Origin of the sequence: Desulfofustis glycolicus DSM 9705 (assembly GCF_900130015.1) — a bacterium.
GTDB classification, from domain to species: domain Bacteria; phylum Desulfobacterota; class Desulfobulbia; order Desulfobulbales; family Desulfocapsaceae; genus Desulfofustis; species Desulfofustis glycolicus.
On the sequence record NZ_FQXS01000004.1, the window covers coordinates 44,462 to 62,352 of the forward strand.

At 55.6% G+C, this 17,891-nt stretch carries 17 protein-coding genes; 6 read left to right on the top strand and 11 right to left on the bottom strand.

Features of this window, described 5'->3' with window-relative positions:
• Positions 1–23 precede the first annotated feature (23 nt).
• Genes fliE through BUC26_RS04720 form a run of 4 tightly spaced genes read right to left on the bottom strand, consistent with a single transcriptional unit; the run spans position 24 to position 3,664 of the window.
• Positions 24–329, bottom strand: a complete 306-nt coding sequence (fliE, locus tag BUC26_RS04705) for a flagellar hook-basal body complex protein FliE (protein WP_073373759.1) — start codon at positions 327–329, stop codon at positions 24–26.
• Between the two features lie 6 nt (positions 330–335).
• Positions 336–767 (bottom strand): flagellar basal body rod protein FlgC, encoded by a 432-nt coding sequence (gene flgC, locus BUC26_RS04710; RefSeq protein WP_073373761.1) that lies wholly within the window; start codon positions 765–767, stop codon positions 336–338.
• Between the two features lie 17 nt (positions 768–784).
• Positions 785–1,198 (bottom strand): flagellar basal body rod protein FlgB, encoded by a 414-nt coding sequence (gene flgB, locus BUC26_RS04715; RefSeq protein ID WP_073373763.1) that lies wholly within the window; start codon positions 1,196–1,198, stop codon positions 785–787.
• Between the two features lie 45 nt (positions 1,199–1,243).
• Positions 1,244–3,664 carry a tetratricopeptide repeat protein gene (locus BUC26_RS04720; protein WP_073373765.1) on the bottom strand — a complete coding sequence of 807 codons (2,421 nt, stop codon included), beginning with the start codon at positions 3,662–3,664 and terminating at the stop codon, positions 1,244–1,246.
• Positions 3,665–3,908: 244 nt separating this feature from the next.
• Between BUC26_RS04720 and BUC26_RS04725 the strand changes: the two genes are divergently transcribed.
• From BUC26_RS04725 to BUC26_RS04740, 4 genes are all read left to right on the top strand, one after another.
• Positions 3,909–4,280 carry a response regulator gene (locus tag BUC26_RS04725; protein WP_073374057.1) on the top strand — a complete coding sequence of 124 codons (372 nt, stop codon included), beginning with the start codon at positions 3,909–3,911 and terminating at the stop codon, positions 4,278–4,280.
• 18 nt (positions 4,281–4,298) lie between these two features.
• The gene (locus BUC26_RS04730; protein WP_073373766.1) at positions 4,299–4,754 is read left to right on the top strand and encodes a chemotaxis protein CheX; all 456 of its coding nucleotides are present in this window, start codon (positions 4,299–4,301) and stop codon (positions 4,752–4,754) included.
• Positions 4,755–4,857: 103 nt separating this feature from the next.
• Positions 4,858–5,286 (top strand): chemotaxis protein CheX, encoded by a 429-nt coding sequence (locus tag BUC26_RS04735; protein WP_161949798.1) that lies wholly within the window; start codon positions 4,858–4,860, stop codon positions 5,284–5,286.
• Between the two features lie 151 nt (positions 5,287–5,437).
• Positions 5,438–7,270, top strand: a complete 1,833-nt coding sequence (locus BUC26_RS04740) for a hypothetical protein (RefSeq protein WP_073373770.1) — start codon at positions 5,438–5,440, stop codon at positions 7,268–7,270.
• 21 nt (positions 7,271–7,291) lie between these two features.
• Here BUC26_RS04740 and BUC26_RS04745 read toward each other — a convergent pair whose 3' ends face one another.
• Both BUC26_RS04745 and BUC26_RS04750 read right to left on the bottom strand, forming a co-directional pair.
• Positions 7,292–8,791 carry a sigma-54 interaction domain-containing protein gene (locus BUC26_RS04745; RefSeq protein WP_244155788.1) on the bottom strand — a complete coding sequence of 500 codons (1,500 nt, stop codon included), beginning with the start codon at positions 8,789–8,791 and terminating at the stop codon, positions 7,292–7,294.
• 19 nt (positions 8,792–8,810) lie between these two features.
• Complete coding sequence (locus BUC26_RS04750) at positions 8,811–9,302, bottom strand: cyclic nucleotide-binding domain-containing protein (protein WP_244155789.1); 492 nt, start codon at positions 9,300–9,302, stop codon at positions 8,811–8,813.
• 239 nt (positions 9,303–9,541) lie between these two features.
• On the opposite strand from BUC26_RS04750, the gene BUC26_RS04755 reads away from it, so the two are divergent.
• Both BUC26_RS04755 and BUC26_RS04760 read left to right on the top strand, forming a co-directional pair.
• The gene (locus BUC26_RS04755; protein ID WP_084540452.1) at positions 9,542–10,105 is read left to right on the top strand and encodes a thermonuclease family protein; all 564 of its coding nucleotides are present in this window, start codon (positions 9,542–9,544) and stop codon (positions 10,103–10,105) included.
• Between the two features lie 138 nt (positions 10,106–10,243).
• The gene (locus BUC26_RS04760; protein ID WP_161949799.1) at positions 10,244–11,395 is read left to right on the top strand and encodes a pentapeptide repeat-containing protein; all 1,152 of its coding nucleotides are present in this window, start codon (positions 10,244–10,246) and stop codon (positions 11,393–11,395) included.
• Between the two features lie 244 nt (positions 11,396–11,639).
• On the opposite strand, the gene BUC26_RS04765 is transcribed toward BUC26_RS04760, so the two are convergent.
• From BUC26_RS04765 to BUC26_RS04785, 5 genes are all read right to left on the bottom strand, one after another.
• On the bottom strand, positions 11,640–12,215 hold the full coding sequence (locus tag BUC26_RS04765; RefSeq protein ID WP_073373774.1) for a sigma-54-dependent transcriptional regulator: 576 nt from the start codon (positions 12,213–12,215) through the stop codon (positions 11,640–11,642).
• 16 nt (positions 12,216–12,231) lie between these two features.
• The gene (locus BUC26_RS04770) at positions 12,232–13,068 is read right to left on the bottom strand and encodes a CheR family methyltransferase (RefSeq protein WP_073373776.1); all 837 of its coding nucleotides are present in this window, start codon (positions 13,066–13,068) and stop codon (positions 12,232–12,234) included.
• A 167-nt stretch (positions 13,069–13,235) separates the two neighbouring features.
• Positions 13,236–14,369: a protein-glutamate methylesterase/protein-glutamine glutaminase gene (locus BUC26_RS04775; protein WP_073373778.1), complete on the bottom strand. Its 1,134-nt coding sequence runs from the start codon at positions 14,367–14,369 to the stop codon at positions 13,236–13,238.
• A 10-nt stretch (positions 14,370–14,379) separates the two neighbouring features.
• The gene (locus BUC26_RS04780; protein ID WP_073373781.1) at positions 14,380–14,835 is read right to left on the bottom strand and encodes a chemotaxis protein CheW; all 456 of its coding nucleotides are present in this window, start codon (positions 14,833–14,835) and stop codon (positions 14,380–14,382) included.
• 78 nt (positions 14,836–14,913) lie between these two features.
• On the bottom strand, positions 14,914–17,838 hold the full coding sequence (locus BUC26_RS04785; protein WP_073373783.1) for a hybrid sensor histidine kinase/response regulator: 2,925 nt from the start codon (positions 17,836–17,838) through the stop codon (positions 14,914–14,916).
• Positions 17,839–17,891 lie beyond the last annotated feature (53 nt).

The window sequence follows — 17,891 nt, forward strand, 5'->3', positions numbered from 1 at the left end:
CTCTATGCAGCCGGCGGGCCCCATCAGATCTGCATGCGCATGATCTCTTCGTAGGCCTGCAGGGCCTTGTTGCGGATCTGCACGAACATACGCAGCGAAATATCCGCCTCCTCGACGGCAATCATCACCTCATGCAGGCTCTGCGCCTGGCCGCTGTGCAGCATTTCGATCGAGCGATCGCCGCGGCTCATGGCTTGATTCACCTGATCGATGCTGTTTTCGAGAAAGGAGGTAAAATCATTCCGGGAGGCAGTGATCGCCTCCCCGTCGATGCGATTGATCGGCAGGGCGGTGTTCGCGCCGGCAGGGGGCAGCGGTGTGATCGTCATCTTCGGTTACCTCCCTATCTCCAGCGCTTTCTGCGCCATTCTTTTGGCCGATTGGATGGTGGTTACATTAGCCTGGTAGGACCGGGTTGCCGACATCATATCTACCATTTCCTTGAGTACGTCGACATTTGGCATGTCGACGTAGCCGTCTTCAGCCGCATCGGGATGTGACGGGTTATAGACTTTTCGCGGCGGATCGGGGTCCTCTATGATTTTCGTCACGGCGACGCTCTGGGCGCTGCCCCGCAGAGCGCTGTCGAAATGCTTGTCAAAGCTGGTCGGCGTGCTCTGGAAGTAGACCGATTTCTTTTTATACGGACCGCCTTCCGGTGTCGACGTGGTTTCGGCATTGGCCAGGTTTGAGCTGACCGTATCGAGCCTGATTTTCTGTGCCTTCAGTGCCGAACTACTGATCGCAAAGGTTGTAAAGATATCCATGATGATCCCTCCAGGGATTATTGTCCGCCCGATACCGCGTATTTCAGCATCGTCATTTTCTTTTTCAATAATTGTGCCGCTGTTTCGTACATCAACTGATTCTTCGACAGGGCGATCATCTCGTCGTCAACACTGACACCGTTTTGGTCCCCGATACCGGTACTATCCGGCTCCCGAACCACCCTGCCGTGGACGTCGGCAACGGACGGCGCTTGCGGAGAAATGTGACCGGGTTGCGTCGTCTCCAGGGCGATGGTCGATTTTTTGACAGCCTCCTGCAGGGCCTGTTCAAATTCGAATCGCGCCGGTGCGTAGCCCGGGGTCTCGGCATTGGCGATGTTGGCGGCGATCACCTGCTGATTGGTCGAGCGGAGATCGAGAGATTTGGTGAGCAGGGCCATTGTCGAGTCTGAGAGGGTGAGCGGATCCATGGTGTCTCCCGTTTATGGGAACATTGAAAAATTTTCAAGCTCCCCTTATGGACTGAAGAGTGGGCGTGTTTGTAGCTCTTTTTGGGCCAGCTGCCGCCACAAAGAGTCATCTGTTGTTTCGGCCAGTTCCTGCAAGAGATTTAGGGCTTCCCTGGTATCGCCGCGCCGCTCGGCGAGTTGCGACAGGCGATAGAGGCTCTGCCCTCGGCAGGTTGCCTGATCCCGACAGCGCCGGAATAATTCGGTGGCTTCGTCGTTGCGCCCGAGTTGAAACAGGCTTTCGGCATGCATGAAGACGGTCTCATCGGTCGGCTCGTCAGCGGACCGGGCCAGTTCTTCCAGAAGATTGGCGGAAGTCTCGAATTGTTGCGCGTGAAAGTGCAGGGTGGCTGCCAGTTCCTTGAAATCCAGGCGGTCGGGCAGCGGTTCGGGCAGTAGCTTGAGTGCTCGGTCGAACTGGTCGGTCATGTAGAGCGATTTGATTTTCAGCAGCAGGATATCGTGCGCATAGCGGCCGTCCGGAAAATTGAAATTGTATTGATCGGCAAAGTCTTCCACCAGGGAAAAATCACCTCTGGCATAGGCGCTGCGAGCAAGCGGCAGATAGAATTGTTCCCGCTCGCTGCTCGTTGCCTGGCTTGCCAGATAGAGATAGAGATCGAGGGCTTCCCGATAGGACCCGAGCCGTTCGTGGGCCAAGGCCAGGTCGGTCAGCAGGGCGGTATCGAACCAGTTGTTGTCGAAAAAGCGGCGGTTCTGTCGGGACAGAACCACGGCCTCGAGATAGCTGCCGGCCTCGATCAAACGTCTGATCTCGCCGGGCAGAATCTGGATCAACAGGGCCTCGGCGTGAGGAACGATGGAGCCGCTGCGTATATTTCTGGTCAGCGTCATCAGCTTAACGATCGCCGTAGCGTCGTCGTTGTGCAGATGATAGAGCAACGCTTCTTTGAAATAGGCCTCTCCGGAGACGGCTCGATACGGCGATTCTTCAGCAAGGGCGTGATAGTATGTCTGCGCCGTCGGATGCCAGGCGGAATCGTCAAGATAGCGGAGATCGGTGTGCTTCACCGCCGCCCTGAAAGCAGCTTCGGTGTTGGGAAAGGTATCTTCGATGCGGCCCAGCTGGATGGCGATCTCGGTGCTAGCGTCGCCACGATGCAGACCGGCCATGGCGGTGCGGAAGGAGGCCATGCCCAGGGATTGACGTTCGGTCAATATCTGCGTCAGATCCTGATAACAGGAGGTTGCTTCCTGCCAGTTCTTCTGCTCATAGAGCGTTGCGCAGAACGCATTGAGGGAAAAGGGCCTCTGACGGAGCGCAACGGGGTCCGGAAGCAGGCGGTAACTGACAAAGGCCTGCACCGAGCGGTCGGTGGCATAGAGCAGATCCGCTTGCCGGAGCGCACGTACGGCCAGCAACGGTGGCGGATAGGCAACATCGGTTCGCTCAAGGACACGGCGCAATTGTTCGAATTGTCTGGTGGCGAGGCTGGTTTCCGCAAGTGAGATCAGATAGTGCGGGGTGAGCGGGTGGCGTGGCGGAAACTTCTGTGCCAGGGCGCGCAACTCGGAATCGGCGGTGTACGGGTCGTCGTTGACCGCCAGCAGGATCGCCAGCAGGTAGGCGGCAAGCACCCCGACCTGCTCTTCCGGGTAGCTCTGTCTGAGCAGATACAGTTGCTTGTATGCCCCCTCGAAATGATTCATCCTGAGCAGAACATCACCGTACAGCAGGGCCAGATATTTGCCGGTTTGCAGGTCTTGCGTTGCTTGCAGCCGTTGTTCGAGCAACGGTGCCATCTCTGCCCAGGACTGGCGGTCGACACGTTCGAGGAGTTGGCCGTCAAGCAGTTCCCGATAGTCTGTTTCACCAGGAAGGATGGCGGCAACCAACGGAAAATCGGGAATGGTGAAACTGACCGGAGCCGTCAGCGTCGGCTCTGTTTCGTAGGTGTAAAAAAAACTGCGCCAGTCATGGGCATACGGCGATGACAGCAGTGGATTGGTGTAATCGGGACCTTCTCTATCGAGCAGGGTGATGCCGGACAATTGTCTGCTGACTTCGTCGTAGGTCTTGCTGAATCTGTTGCCGGGCAGAATCTCGAGGACCAATGTCCGATCATTATCGGTCGAGACAGTTGCTTTTTGCGGGGGGTAGCGGAAGAAAAAACTGACCACGGTCGCCTCTTCATGCACGCTCGTCAGAATTTTGACTATGGTTTCATCCTGCTCAAAGACGGTCAGCTTGTCAGCAGGAACGGTGTCGTGCAAGATGATGTCAAAGCGCCGATCCGAGCGTTTCTCGTCATGGCGCGGCAGCCGGTCAAAGCCAAGGAAGACTTGCACCTGCTCACGGCTCTCGGACTTGCTGATTCGCTCCAATATCGAAGCACCGCCGGCAGTGATCGCAGTGGTCGAAGACAATAGAACGGTAATGATTATCAGAACAACGAATCGTTTCATGGAGTCTCCACTATCTCTGCGGGGAAATTATGCAAAATGCATTCCATTGTGCTGCCACAAGGTGCGGGGCGGTTTTTCGGCACCGATCACAGATGAGATTTGATTTTTCTCTCTCATTACTGCTAAAATTTCAACGTGCAACAGGGAACTCGCAGACCATCGGTCGATGACCGGTCGACGGCGGGAAAATAACAGTGACGCGATCGACGCACGGGTCGATGAATCGCTCGAACAGGAGGCTCGAATGGGGAAAAATGTTTTGCTGGTAGATGACTCAAGCACGATGCGCAAGATCATCGGCAGATCGCTCCGCCAGGCAGGTATTTCTTTCGACAATATTTTTGAGGCGGGAGACGGGTTGGAGGCCTTGGCGATTCTCGAGAAAGAACGAGTAGATATTGTTCTCAGTGATATCAACATGCCCAATATGGACGGTATATCCTTTCTTCGGGAAAAGTCGATGCGGGATGATATCAAAGACATACCGGTGTTGATGATATCTACCGAAACCGGTGACGATATTATCGGTGAGGCGAAATCATTGGGAGCGGTCGGCGCCATCAAAAAGCCGTTTACTCCGGACAAGGTGAACGAGATCCTCGGTCCGCTGTTATAACCACCTTCGGAGGATGGCGTGGATATTAAAGACAAGATTGTCGAATCGACGAAAGAAATATTTTCGACCATGGTGATGATGGATGTCACGGTTGTCGATCAGGACCCGACCGCCCGGCAGGCGATTAGAGACGGGATATCGGGAATTATCGGACTGGCCGGAACACGCAAAGGGGTGCTTGCCATACATATCCCCGCTCCGGTGGCCCTGGCGATAACCGGTAGTTTTCTCGGCATGGAGGTTGAGGAAATCAACGAAGATGTCGAGGACGCGGTTGGTGAGCTGGCCAATATGCTCGGTGGAAACGTCAAGACCATCCTCTCGGAGAATGGCAGGGATATTGAATTGTCTCTGCCCACCACGATTTCCGGAACCAACTATGATTTCCAGACGGCCAAGGATGTCGAGGTGACGGCTCTGGCGTTCGCCACCGATACCGGTACGTTTTCCGTGGAACTGCAGCTGGAACGATAACACTTACGGGGAATGGCGAAAAGGGTGTCCGGTCCATAGCCGGCGCCCTTTTTTTGTCGAACGGATCAATATGGACTACGTGACAGTGCTGCAAGAAGGAACCGTGGAGATCTTCGAAACAATGGTCATGCTGCCGATCGTTCTTCAGCGTGTTACGGAACATTCAGACAGCACGCTGACCGATGCCCGGGTGACCGGTATGATCGGTTTCGGCGGAACGATCAAAGGGATGATTGGTGTTTCAGCTACCGCGGATATGGCCAAAATAGTAACCGGTTCATTATTGGGAATGGAGATTGCACACCTCGACGATGATGTCAAAGATGCCTTCGGCGAAATTGCCAATATGATTGCCGGCGCCCTGAAATCAGCGTGCGGTGAAAATGGTATCGACATCGACTTGGCCATTCCCAATTCGGTGGTAGGAGATTGTTTACACATCAGTGGACTGAGAGGCGCCAAGCGGGTGGTCCTTGAATTCTCCGCGTCAGCCGGGAAACTCTGGATTGAATTGAAATACCTCGAAGCGTGAATTTCGGACGGCGCCGGTACAGCAGTCTGCCCGATATGAACAACGCAGAGAAAAACAGGGACCGGGCGATAAATGTTTTATCTCGACAGGTCGATACATAGTCTGGAGGGAACCTTGAAAATGACGACGACTATCTATTGACGGCACGGAAATGAAAGCATTGCAACGCTTTGAAAAAATCATAGAAGCGGTTCGCGGCAGGATTGAGGAAGAAGTCAGCTCGCTGATCGGAGAACGCTTGACGCTGACGCTGCAGCCCGGCGCTGTCGTCACCAAAGAAGATTTTTTCAGCCAACCGGCGGGCAAGTTGGTCGTCGCCTGCATGGACCTGACCGGCGAGGTGAGCGGGGAAGGGGCTCTGATCGTTTCGGTAAAGGCCGCCATCAGGCTGGGCGGCACGTTGATCATGCTGCCTCCGAGCGAACTCGAAGATGTCGTGGCCGATGAGCGCTATGACGGAGAAACCGAGGATTCCTACGGTGAAATTGCCAATATTATTGCCGGATCCTATACCAAGACCTTCGAAGAAATGTATCCCAAGGCGACCCGTTTTGTCAGGAAAGAACAAACGGTCGTCTCACCGTTGAAAGTCGACGCATCATCGGCCGAGCCGATTCCCGACCAGCAGTATTATCAGATTGCCATGGATATGGACCTCGAGGAACGGCCAATGGGTACCATGTATATGTTGGTGCCGGCTGCCGCCTTCGACTTGGTCAAGAACGCAACTACCGACGACGTAACAGCGGCGGAGACGGGCGAGGAGGCGACAGAAGAAAATGAAGCGGCTACCGACGAGGCCGAGGCGGCTTCTCTTGCCGACACGGATCCCGGCGTGCAACCCGCCGCCCAGGAACAAGGGTCAGCTTCAGCGGCCGGACCATCAAGCGGCGGTAGCGACCGGCAAGCCGCGCTTGCCGGTCTGGAGAAACAGCGCAAGAAGGTCGATTCACTGCTGCAGTCCTGCCGGGAGCGGGTCGGCGATGAGGTCGGCGCACTGCTCGGGGTTACTGTCAGTTGCGGCGAAGCGGACAACAGACCGGTTACCAAAGAAGCGTTTTTCTTGGAAGAAACGAGCGGTAAACAGGTTATTGCCGAACTCGACGTGGTCGGCGATCAGGAGGACAAGAGCTTTTTGTTCGTCAGCCTCAAGGATGCAATCAGGATCGGTGGCACCCTGATCATGCTGCCGCCGAGTGAGCTTGAGACCGCTGTCGCGGAAGAGGATTTCGGCGCCGACAGCCAGGATGCCTACGGCGAAATCGCCAATATCATCGCCGGCGTCTATACCGCAGTTTTTGAAGAACACTACACGAAATCGCTGCGTTTCATCAAAAAGGACATCGATCAGGTGATCCCGATGAAGGTCGACGTGGACGCCGATGAGCCGGTTCCGAACCTGCTTTATTACCTGAGCAGTATGTCTATTTCTATCGGCGGAACGCAATACGGCCGACTGCAGATGCTTTTCCCGGCACGGCTCCTTGAACTGGAACTGCTCGGACAGCCGTCCGACGATCAAGAGGATGCTGCGGGGGCCCCGGGCGGTGAGCCAGCCGTTGAAGCTTCCGATGACTACCGGTCAAGCCGGCAGGCGGCCGCATCGTCGGGTGAATCGGTCAGTGGCGAGGTGTTGCTCGTCAGTGATTGCGAGCAAGACGCGATAATGATCCAGAACGTGCTGGACGCACGGGAGTTGAGGTGGAAGCGTCTCAGTTTCAAAGACAATCTGAAAAAACACCTGCCGGGAAGCTATAAGGCAGTGTTTCTGGTTATGAAGCGTGTCGATGAACAGGCGTTCGGCATGGCCATCAAGATCAGCTCCAACTGTTCGTTGCCGATCATCGCCGCCGGTCCGGAATGGACCCGCAGCAAGGTGCTGCGCGCCGTCAAATACGGGGTGACCGATATCTTGTTGACGCCTGCCGAAGATTCGGACATCGAAGAAAAAATAAACAACAATATAATCAGCCTGGCTGCGTGATCAGGATCGTCGCGACGATCCTTACAGCCACGTTCCTTCCAGCCCCTTTTTTTTGATCTTTTCCAGCAGGGTGGTCCGTTTCAAACACAGGAGGCGGGCCGCTTCCTTTTTGTTGCCGGCGGTGAATTTCATGGCCGTCAAGATCAGTTCGCTCTCGAACTCATTGATCAGGTCGTTGAAATCAACCGGGCCGCTGGCGAGATCGATTGACTGATCCTTTTCGGGCATGGCGAAGGCGGCAAAGAGATCGGCTCGTTCCTGGAGTATTTCATTCTCCAGGCCGTTATTGGGCCATAGGCTGCCGTCTGTTTCAGGTACCACTTCAGAGGCCGAGCGAAGGAATTTGTCGGGTAGGTCCTGGGGCCGGATTCTTCTGCCGCTATAAAGAATCGACATGTGTTGCACGAGGTTTTCCAGTTCGCGGACATTGCCGCGCCAGTCGTATTGCATCAACAGCGATACGGCTTCCGGCGAAAACGCGATTTTTTCCCGGCCGCGCTCGACAGTAAAGGCCTCGATGAAACGTTCGAGCAAAAGGGGGATATCTTCACAGCGTTCTCGCAGAGGCGGTACCTGGATCGGTACGACGCTGAGGCGATAGTAGAGATCTTCCCGGAAATCACCTTTCCTGACCAACGTTTCGAGGTCGCAATGGGTTGCGGCGACGATTCTGGTATCCACCGGAATCGCTTTGAGCGAGCCGACCGGTTCAAACTCCTTTTCCTGGAGAACCCTCAGGAGTTTGGCCTGCAGGGCGGGTTTCATATCACCGATTTCATCGAGGAAGAGGGTGCCCTGGTCGGCATATTGGATGCGTCCGGTCTTGTTCTGGCCGGCCCCGGTAAACGAACCTTTCAGGTGGCCGAACAACTCGCTTTCCAGCAGATCGTCCGGGATGGCGGCACAATTGACCGGCACGAAATTATGGACTCGCCGTTTGCTTTTGGCATGAATGGCCTTGGCCACCAGTTCTTTTCCGGTTCCCGATTCACCGCGAATCAGTACGGTGGCGTAGTCGTCCTGGGCGACCCGGTGGATCAGTTCAAACAGCATACTCATCGCGGGGCCGCCGCCGATAAAACCGGGGATTCTACGATTGGCGGCGGCCGCCCTCCGGACTGCGGTCGCCGGGCTATGGGCAAGTTTGGCCTGTAACCGTTTCATTGCCAGATCCACCTCGACCGGATCGAGTGGTGTGGTCAGGTAGAAAAAAACATCGAGTTCGATTGCCGTTTGCAGATGTGTTTGGCTGTCGGCAGCCAGCACCGGTATGATCAGCAGATCGGGATGATACGAGGCGATTTTACGCAACTGGGCCGCAAACGAGGCAGCGATGCCGTTGCTGTCGGAGATGATCAGGGCCTGGTGGACCTGCGCCCCCAATTCGGGCAGGACGCGATCTTCATTGACGCAGATCACCTCGCTGGTTGGCAGGATCTCCTGCATGGACTGGAGGATCACGGAGCATTGATCCTGGACGTGAACAGCGACAAGAATACGGGTGGACAGTTGACGAGTCATGAATAACCGGTACGATCACTCATCGTTTGCTTTGCATCAGATCTGCCAGCTTGCTGGAGGTGCGTCTCATGTTCAAGCTGAGCAGGCGGGCGATTTTCTGCATAATCTTGACGCCCAGTGCCGGCGATTTCTGGGTCAGCAGATCGAAGCCCTTTTCCGTGAGCGTTACCATGGTAGTCGGCTGTTTGGCCATGACCGTGGCCGAACGCGTCGATTTGTCAATCAAGGCCATTTCGCCGATCGAACTTCCCTTGGTTAATCGGGCTATTACCATGTTTTCGCCGGTCTCCGATTTTTTCAGGACCTCGAGGACACCGCTGACGACAAAGCCCATAAAGGTGCCGCGATCACCTTCAACGAACAAAAATTCACCACGCTGCAAGTGAATGAAACTCATGTGCCGGGCAAGGACGGTGAGTTCATCGACATGGAAACTGTCAAAAATGGGTAGGCTGACCAGAAAGTGTCTGGTATCCTCTTCAGATTCTGATAATTTGGTCTGCTGCATCATCCGTTATAAAGTAAGGGAACGTAAGTGATTGACACGTCGGCCGCTGCCCCGAAAAATCTGCTATAGTGTCCCAGCTTCGATCCGTCTGTCAAAAAACGGACACCATGCAAACTGGCTTTACTATATCACAGTCGAATATTCGATAACAAGATCATGTCCGGCATTTCTCAAGAAAAGGCAACAATTGGGAAAGCGATGTCTGTTACTGGAACGTATCGATCCGATGAAGGTTCAGAAAAATGACACAAACGAACGGTATCGGGATGGACACAACCGGGTTTCACTGCCGGTTCGGCAGCGTGTCGTTTATCTGCGCACTTCTGATGGTGAGCCTGACCGTGCTGCAGCCGGCTCGTGCCGAAAAACTGGAGATAGGCCGGAAAATTACGGTTCGCGCTGGCTCGGTTATTGACGGTGACTCGATAATGGTTAAGAAAGACAATCAGGATATCGAAGTCAGATTGTTCGGCATCGATGCGCCGGAGTTTGATCAACCAGGGTCGAAGGCTGCCAGACAACACCTTGCGGCGTTGGTCGCCGGTAGAGCACTTCTGATGGAAGTCATTGATCACGATGTCTACGGCCGAACCGTTGCCCTGATCAGCGCCGGAGTTGGGTCCGTTAACGAGGAACAGGTGAGAACCGGACAAGCCTGGGTGCACCCACGGTACTGCCGGATACCAATCTGTGATCGCTGGCGTGCTCAGCAGCAGCAGGCCTGTTCGCGCAAGATTGGACTGTGGCGACAGCAGCGGCCGGTGCCGCCCTGGCGCTGGAAAGCACAAAAAGCTACGCGTCGCTGACGACAGGGGCCATCGAGCGGAACGCATTGGCTGGGAGAGGGATGTTACGGTCGATGTCGCCATGCTCCGGAATCGGCGGCGGGCACCGGAAACGACAGAAACATGATGCTCCAGGACCATCTTCTGAAAGGATTTGTTATGAAAATCACAGCTCACAAAACGTTGGTGACGGTGCTGCTCAGCGGCGTAGTCGGAATCCTCTGCCAGCCCGGTCTCGGTATCGCCGGCGAGGAGGATGAACAGGTTCGAAACAACATCGATACCCTTATCAAAACAAATAGTTGCGCCGGCTGTGAGCTGCGGGGGGCCGATCTCAACCGGCTCGATCTGACCGGCGCTGATCTGCGTGATGCCGATCTCAGCGGTGCCTCACTCTACCTGGTCAACCTCGCTGACGCCGATTTGCGTGGTGCCAATTTGCAGGGAGCTCAGTTCGGCGGGGCCGATCTGGCCAATGCCGATTTGCGGGGCGCCGATCTGCAGGGTGCCGTTTTTGCCGGGGCCTATACCGTCGGCACGAAAATGGATGACGAACCCGGGCTGGCCGAGGCAGAGTTGGATACAGCCGAACCGGTTGCCGACGAACAGGACGTGCGTTCCGTTGACGGAGCTACCGAGGAAAAAGCCGGCCTTGTCGAGCAACAGGTCGATCCGATGGAGCGGCAACGGCCCGGATCGGGAGCGCTGCAAGCGCTGCCGGAGAAGCGAATCGCCCCTCCGTCCCCGGTGAAAATCGATGCCGATGCCTCCCCGACAACCAGTACCCGACCCGCGATTCCGGAAAACGCGCCGACTGTTGCCGGCGCTACTGAGCAGCCGGCAGCAGTCGGCGGGCAACAGTCGACAGACGATGGCCCGGTCGAGGCCGAAAATAACCGGCCGGACGATTTGCCGGCGAGTACCGATCAGGTGCAGGCAGAGCGCGGAGGAGTGGCTCCGGCCGATCCGGATGAAGACTTGGCCGCAGCCCTGGCCAGACTGCTGAACACCGGGTCCTGCTATCGATGCACTTTGGCCGGGGCTGATCTCAGCGGGAAAAATCTGAGCGAAGCTGATTTGGAGAGTGCTGATTTGACGGGGGCAGATCTGAGTGGAGCGAGCCTTAAAGGTGCCAACCTGAAAAATGTTTCGTTTCGCAACGCCACGCTGACCAAGGCACGGCTCGACAAGGCCGATCTCTACAAGGCCGACTTTTCAGGTGCCGATCTCAGCGGTGCTTCGTTTTCCGGGGCCGAAACGGATGAAGCTGATTTCAGTGGTGCGATCGGCTATCAGACAACTACTGATTGACCCCATGACGGGGCGTCACAACGAAGCCTGAAAATCGGCATCGTGGCCGCGGATGGGCTGGTTGGTCCTCCCTCCGACTGCTGCGCTATGGCCTGATTCTCCGCCCAGCCGGGCCTTCACGAGGCAGCCTCCGAGAGAACCAACCAGCCCGGGGAGTTCAGCCTGTGAAACTGATTTTCATATAATAAAACAAAGGTGGCGAACACCAGCGAGAACGGGCCGGCACGGTCGGAACTGACGGCAATTAATTGCCGTTTTCACAAAGGATGGTAATGGCCCTGGCGATACGCTCGTCTTCCGGCAGCGTATCGTCGGTCAACAGATCTTCTACCGCATCGATGAGTTGCTGCTTTTTGGCGACGGTCATTTCAAGATTTTGAATGGTTTCCGAAGCGGCGCTCTCGGTAACCGTCATCGCCTGCTCGATGTCCTTGGCGGAACGAAGAATGGTCTTGACGTTGGCGATTTTGTCGAGTCTGAGGAATAATTCATCGAAATTGATCGGTTTTTCCAGATAATCAGTAGCTCCTTTTTTCATCGCTTCCACCGCCGAATCAATCGAGCTATGGGCGGTAATCAGCACCACCTGGGTATCCGGATAAAGGTTTTTCGTGATCTCCAGAACCTCGATTCCCCCAATGCCGCCCGGCATCATCAAATCGGTGAGGACGACGTCGAACGGTTGTTCCCGGAGCGCGGCTTCCGCCTGTTGGCCGTTTTCGGCAACCGACACGACATAGGACTGCTTGGCCAGTCGTTGTTCAAGCAGGCGCCGGATAACCGGGTCGTCGTCGACAACAAGAATCGTGAGATTTTCCATGGCTGGGTACCTTTTGCTAAGACTTCTGGTAAAAGATCGTGCGCAAGTGCCGTTTCGGGACGAACCGAGGGCACACACCGGTCAACGATTCGGTGGAACCGATAACCAGGAACCCATCATCGGCCAGGCTGTCGGCGATCTTGTTGAAGAGAACCTTGCGATCTTCCAGAGTAAAATAGATGGCCACATTACGACAGAAGATGATATCGAATTTGCCGAGGCCCGTGAACGGTTGCATCAGGTTGTACTTGCGGAAGCTGACCATCGAACGAATCTCATCCTTGATCTTCCATGAGTCGCCAAATAACGTGAAATAGCGCTGCAGGGAACGTTGATCAAGGCCTCGTTCAATTTCGAAGCGGTTGTATTTCCCATAACTGGCCTGGGCGAGAGCGGCATCGGAGATATCGGTACCGAGCAGAGTGAACTGATACCGGGGAAGATCCCTGACCAACTCTTTGATGATAATGGCGATTGAATAGAGTTCCTGACCCGTAGAGGCCGCGGCACTCCAGATCTTGACCGGCGTTTTCAGGTTCGGCGCGGCAGGGGTGCGTGCGTCGATGATTTCCGGCAGCATCTTGTGCTGCAGTAGTTCGAAGGGTGCTTTGTCCCGGAAGAACAGCGTCTCGTTGGTCGATATCGCATCGACGATCTGGCGCTCGATGGTTTTACTGCCGTCCGAGCGCGCCTTGTTGTAGAGTTCTTGGTACGACGCGCAGCCGAGTTTTTCGGCAATCGAGCTGAGCCGTGTTTCAAAGAGATAGGATTTGCTGTGATCGAGATATATGCCGGAGACGCTGTGGATGTACTGCGCGATGACCTTGAGTTCGCCGGTCTGGATCTTCAGCATGAGGCACCCGGCGACACGATCGCGGCAAATGTTGGCAACTCCTCTCGGTGGGGCGCTGAGCGCACATAACCCGTCGGTGAGACAGCAACGATATCGTTGCTGAACATAGTGTTCGCTCGCCTTGATTTTACATGATCATTCGAATGTTTCAAGGCATCCCTCTGGGCTTAGGTTTTAACCGTTTTGATGATTTCGTCAGCGATCCTGCCGAGTGGGGCGACGACATCGACCAGCTTCTGTTCGATCGGGGCCTTGGGCATGCCGAAGACGACACACGTCTCTTCGTTTTGAGCGATGATCCGCGCCCCTTTGCTTTTCAAGGTCTGCAGCCCCTTGGTGCCGTCGGAACCCATGCCGGTCATGATCACCGCTGTAGCCCGGTTGACGTAGTAATCACCAATGGAACGGAAGAGATAATCGACTGACGGCTTGCACGAGTTTTCCGGAGGATCGTCGGTAATTTTGATAACTCGATTGGTGCCGTCCGCCGCGGCGACGATTTTCATCTGCTTGCCGCCGGGGGCGATGTAGACGATGTTGGGCATTAGCGGTTCCCTCTCACTGGCCTCTTTGACGGTCAAACGACACTTTTTATCGAGACTGGCGGCCAGCGACCTGGTAAAGACCGGCGGCATGTGCTGGACGACGAGAATCGGAACGCCGAGGTCGGCAGGAAGTCCCGGCAGCATCTGGCCAAGCGCGTTTGGGCCGCCGGTCGAAATACCGATGACGACAATCTCCGATTTCGTTTTCCGTTCCGGGGTTCGTGTGGCAACGGGCATCGGGCGGGCCGGAGGAACCGCCGTTCGGGACCCGTCGCGCCCTCTCGCTCCGGTGGGTCGCTGCAACCCGGCTCGTCCGGAAACCATCCCGGCCGCGATCCGGGAACGGGCAAAGGCCTCGATCATCGGCTGCAGCATCTCTTTAAGCTGCCGCTTCCCGTCAGCCTGGCCGGCGCTTTGCTGCGGTTTCAGCAGGAAATCGAAGGCGCCGAGGTCGAGGGCGCGCATGGTCATGTCGCTGCCTTCGGCGGTCAGTGTCGAGAGCATGATAACGCCAACATCGAGCCTTTGCCGGCGGATCTCCTGGAGCACTTCGATGCCGTTCATCACCGGCATTTCTATGTCGAGGGTCAGCAGATCAGGCTTCAGGCTGGCGATCTTGGCAACGGCGATCTTGCCGTTATGAGCGACACCGGCAAGTTCGGCGCAGGGGAGTTCCTCGATGATATCGGAAACCGCCTTGCGGTAGACAATGGTATCGTCGATGACGAGAACGCGGATTTTTTTCGTTGGAATCATCTCTTGCCGATCATTCCTCGATGCTGAGGACTTTGTCGACGTCGAGGATGCCGATCAGCGTCTGCTCGGTCTTGTAGACACCGGTAAAGAAATCTCCCTGAATGCCATGCATGTTGGCTGGCGCGGATTCGCGCCGCTCCATGTCGGCACTGACCACATCGCTTATCTGCCGAACCAGCAGTCCGACGTGACCGCTGGAATCGTTGACGATGATATTGCGGGAATCCTGGTTGATTTCGGTCTCGCCGAGGCCGATTTTTTTTCCCAGGTCGATTATCGTAACAATCTGGCCGCGCAGATTGAGGATACCGATGACGTATTCAGGGGCCTGGGGCACCTTGGTCATCTGTGTCAGTTTATTGATTTCCTGAATTTTGAGGATATCCATGCCGCATAAGGCGTCACCGACATAAAAGGTGGCAAGTTCTACCATCCGTTTTACAGAATCAGTCTTCTTTTGTGCCATAATAGTCTGTCCCTGTGCTGATAATGACGGCGCGGTCTCCGCTCATGTCCCCGATCTGTCTGACTGGTGCAAAGCTGCTCAGCGACCCCGTTTGACAAAATCATGAACGGAGGCCATGAGTCGCTCCTTGTCAAGTTTGATGTGGTATTCGTCGATGCCGACCGATTTTCCCTTGGCGATGTCTTCTTCCCCGGCCAGCGTGGTCAGCGCAATAACCGGTAAACCGGAGAATCGCTGATCGGACTTGATCCGCTGGGTCAGCTGAAATCCATTAAGATTAGGCATTTCAATATCGGTAACGACGAGAGCTACGTCCTGATGGTGCTCTTCGAGGAGATCCCAAGCGACCTGGCCGTCCTCTCCTTCAAGGATATGGTAGCCGGCTTCGGAGAGATAGCCTTTGACCTGATTACGGAAGAAATTGGAGTCCTCGGCTATCAGGATAGTCGGCGGTTGGGTGCCGCTCTTTTCGTTGAACTCGAACACTTCCCGGTTCTCGAACCACTCGGGATGCAAGGTTTGCGTCAGTTCAAAGACATTGACCAACATCGTCGTGTGCCCATTGATGATGGCCGATCCCATGATACCGGTCTGCTTCAGGGTCGATTCGTCGATGTCGGCGCTGATTTCCAGGGCATCGATCGGGCCAATGGCAAGCAAACCGACGGTGCGCGAAGCGATGTGAAAAACGACCACCAGGAGATCCTCGTGATCCGCCAGCGGTTTGACCATGGCCACGTCATCAACGCACATCAAAGAAAGACTGCCGTCTCGATATTGCATGACGCGCTTGCCGCCGACAATCTCAACTTCACTGCGCTTGATTTTCTCAATCCGGTCGACCTGATTGAGCGGCACGGCGAATTGCTCGTCTTCGGCGCTGCGGAAGACCAGCAATGCCTGCCGGTCTTTTTTCGACTTGACCGCTTCTTCTGCGGCAATGGCAAGTTCGGTAGCGCGATCGCTGCCGTCAACCGAGGTCAGCCTCGCCATTCTGGCGAGATTGGCGACGTCAAGGATCAACGCGATGCGGCCGTCGCCCATGATGGTGGCCCCGGCGTATCCTTTGCACTGCTGCAGGTGCCGGCCGAGCGGTTTGATGACGATCTCTTCGGAATCCTGCAATTTGTCGACGATCAGGCCGTACTTGATCGAGCCGGTGGAGACGACGACGATGTTCAGGGCACTGGCCGCAGAGGTGCGTCGATCTTTGACGGAGCGGTCATGCCGGCTCGATTCGGCGTTCGCGCGATCCTCCTGCGCTTGGGTTTTGTCCATAAACAGCGGTGATTCCTGGCTACGCCGGTCACTGATTAGTTGTCGGCGATCGCTTTTGAACATATCTTCTTTCGGGTCGTAGTAGGTGCGGTCGGCGCCGATCACGTCGGAGAGGCGGATCAGCGGCAGCAGATTGCCTCTGAGCCTGACCACTTCAGCAGTGCCGACCCGTTCGATGCGCTCCTTGACCTGACTGGCGGGAATGCGCAACAATTCTTCGAGGTTGACCTGCGGGATAGCGTATCGCTCGTCGGCGGTCATGATGATCTGGCAGGGAATGATGGCCAGAGTCAACGGCAGTTTGACGGAAATGGTGGTTCCCTGACCGACCTCGGAGATGATGTCGACATGGCCGCCGAGTTTGTCGAGGTTGGTCTTGACGACATCCATGCCGACACCGCGGCCGGAAACGTCAGTAACTTCTTTGGCGGTGGAAAATCCGGGCAAAAAGATCAGGTTGACCTTTTCTTTTTCCGACATCGCCTGGGTCTGCTCGAGGGTGAGCAGACCCTTGTTCACCGCGCTGGCGGCAAGGGCGTCGCCATCGATGCCACGGCCGTCGTCGACGATTTCAATAACGACCTGGCCGGCTTCATGGAAGGCCTTAAGCTGGACGACACCGGTCTCCGATTTGCCGGCCTTGCGGCGCTCGTCGGGAAGCCCGATACCGTGGTCGACGGAGTTGCGCACGAGGTGTGTCAACGGATCGTTGATCGCCTCGATGATTGTTTTGTCCAGTTCGACGTCCTTGCCGATAATGGTCAAATCGATTTTCTTGCCGAGCTTTTTCGAAAGGTCTCTGACGACCCGGGGAAACTTGTTGAAGACGTTGCCGATCGGTTGCATCCGGGTCAGCATGATCGCTTCCTGCAACTCGGACGTGATCAGATCGATCCGCTGGCCGACCGCCTCCATATTGCGGAAATCTTCGCCGCCGATGGTCTGCAATAGTTGATTGCGGCTCAGCACCAGTTCTCCTGCCAGGGTCATCAATTGATCGAGCAGGCTGACATGGACTCGAATCGAGGTTTCCATCTTGCCCTTGGAGCTGCCGTTATCCCGGTTCGAAACGGTTTCCGCCGTCAGGTCGGCAGGGTCGTCGATATCAGCGGTGAGGTGCGGATGTTCGATCTGATCCTCAGGGTCGCTTGCGCTCTCTTCTTCCGAGGCCGTGGCCGCCTCGAGTTGCTCGGCTGCTTCGGCTTCTTCAATTGCCTCGTCTTTATCTTCCGCCGGTTCGACGGAGAGCGGGGGGGCAGGGGCTGCTTCCGGCTCAGCCGGGGTCGTTATCTTCGTCTTCGTTTTCCGGGCTTCGGAACGTTCCGCAGGTTGGGCGAACTCATGGTTTGCGATCGCGTTGAGTGGGACGAGATGTGATTCGATATCCACATCGTTGCTGTTTTGCACATCCTCGATCATTCGCTGCAACTGATCCGAGGCGAGCAGCAATACATTGACGATTTCCGGGGTGGGCACGAGCGTCTTGCTGCGAATCATGCCCAGGACGTTTTCCATGGCATGGGATAGTTCCTGGATCGTCGTCAATCCCATAAATCCGGCGCCACCCTTTATGGAATGGGCGGCGCGGAAGACTTTGTTGACAAGGTCCTCGTCGACATCGGCGGCATTTTCTTCAATAGATAACAGGTCGTTTTCTATATCGGCGAGATGTTCCAGCGATTCTTCAATAAATCCCTGTAAAATTTCGTCATCTTCAATGTGCATAAATCACCCCTGCAGCGAAATGGTTATTCTAATCAGTTAATTCTATACATAGT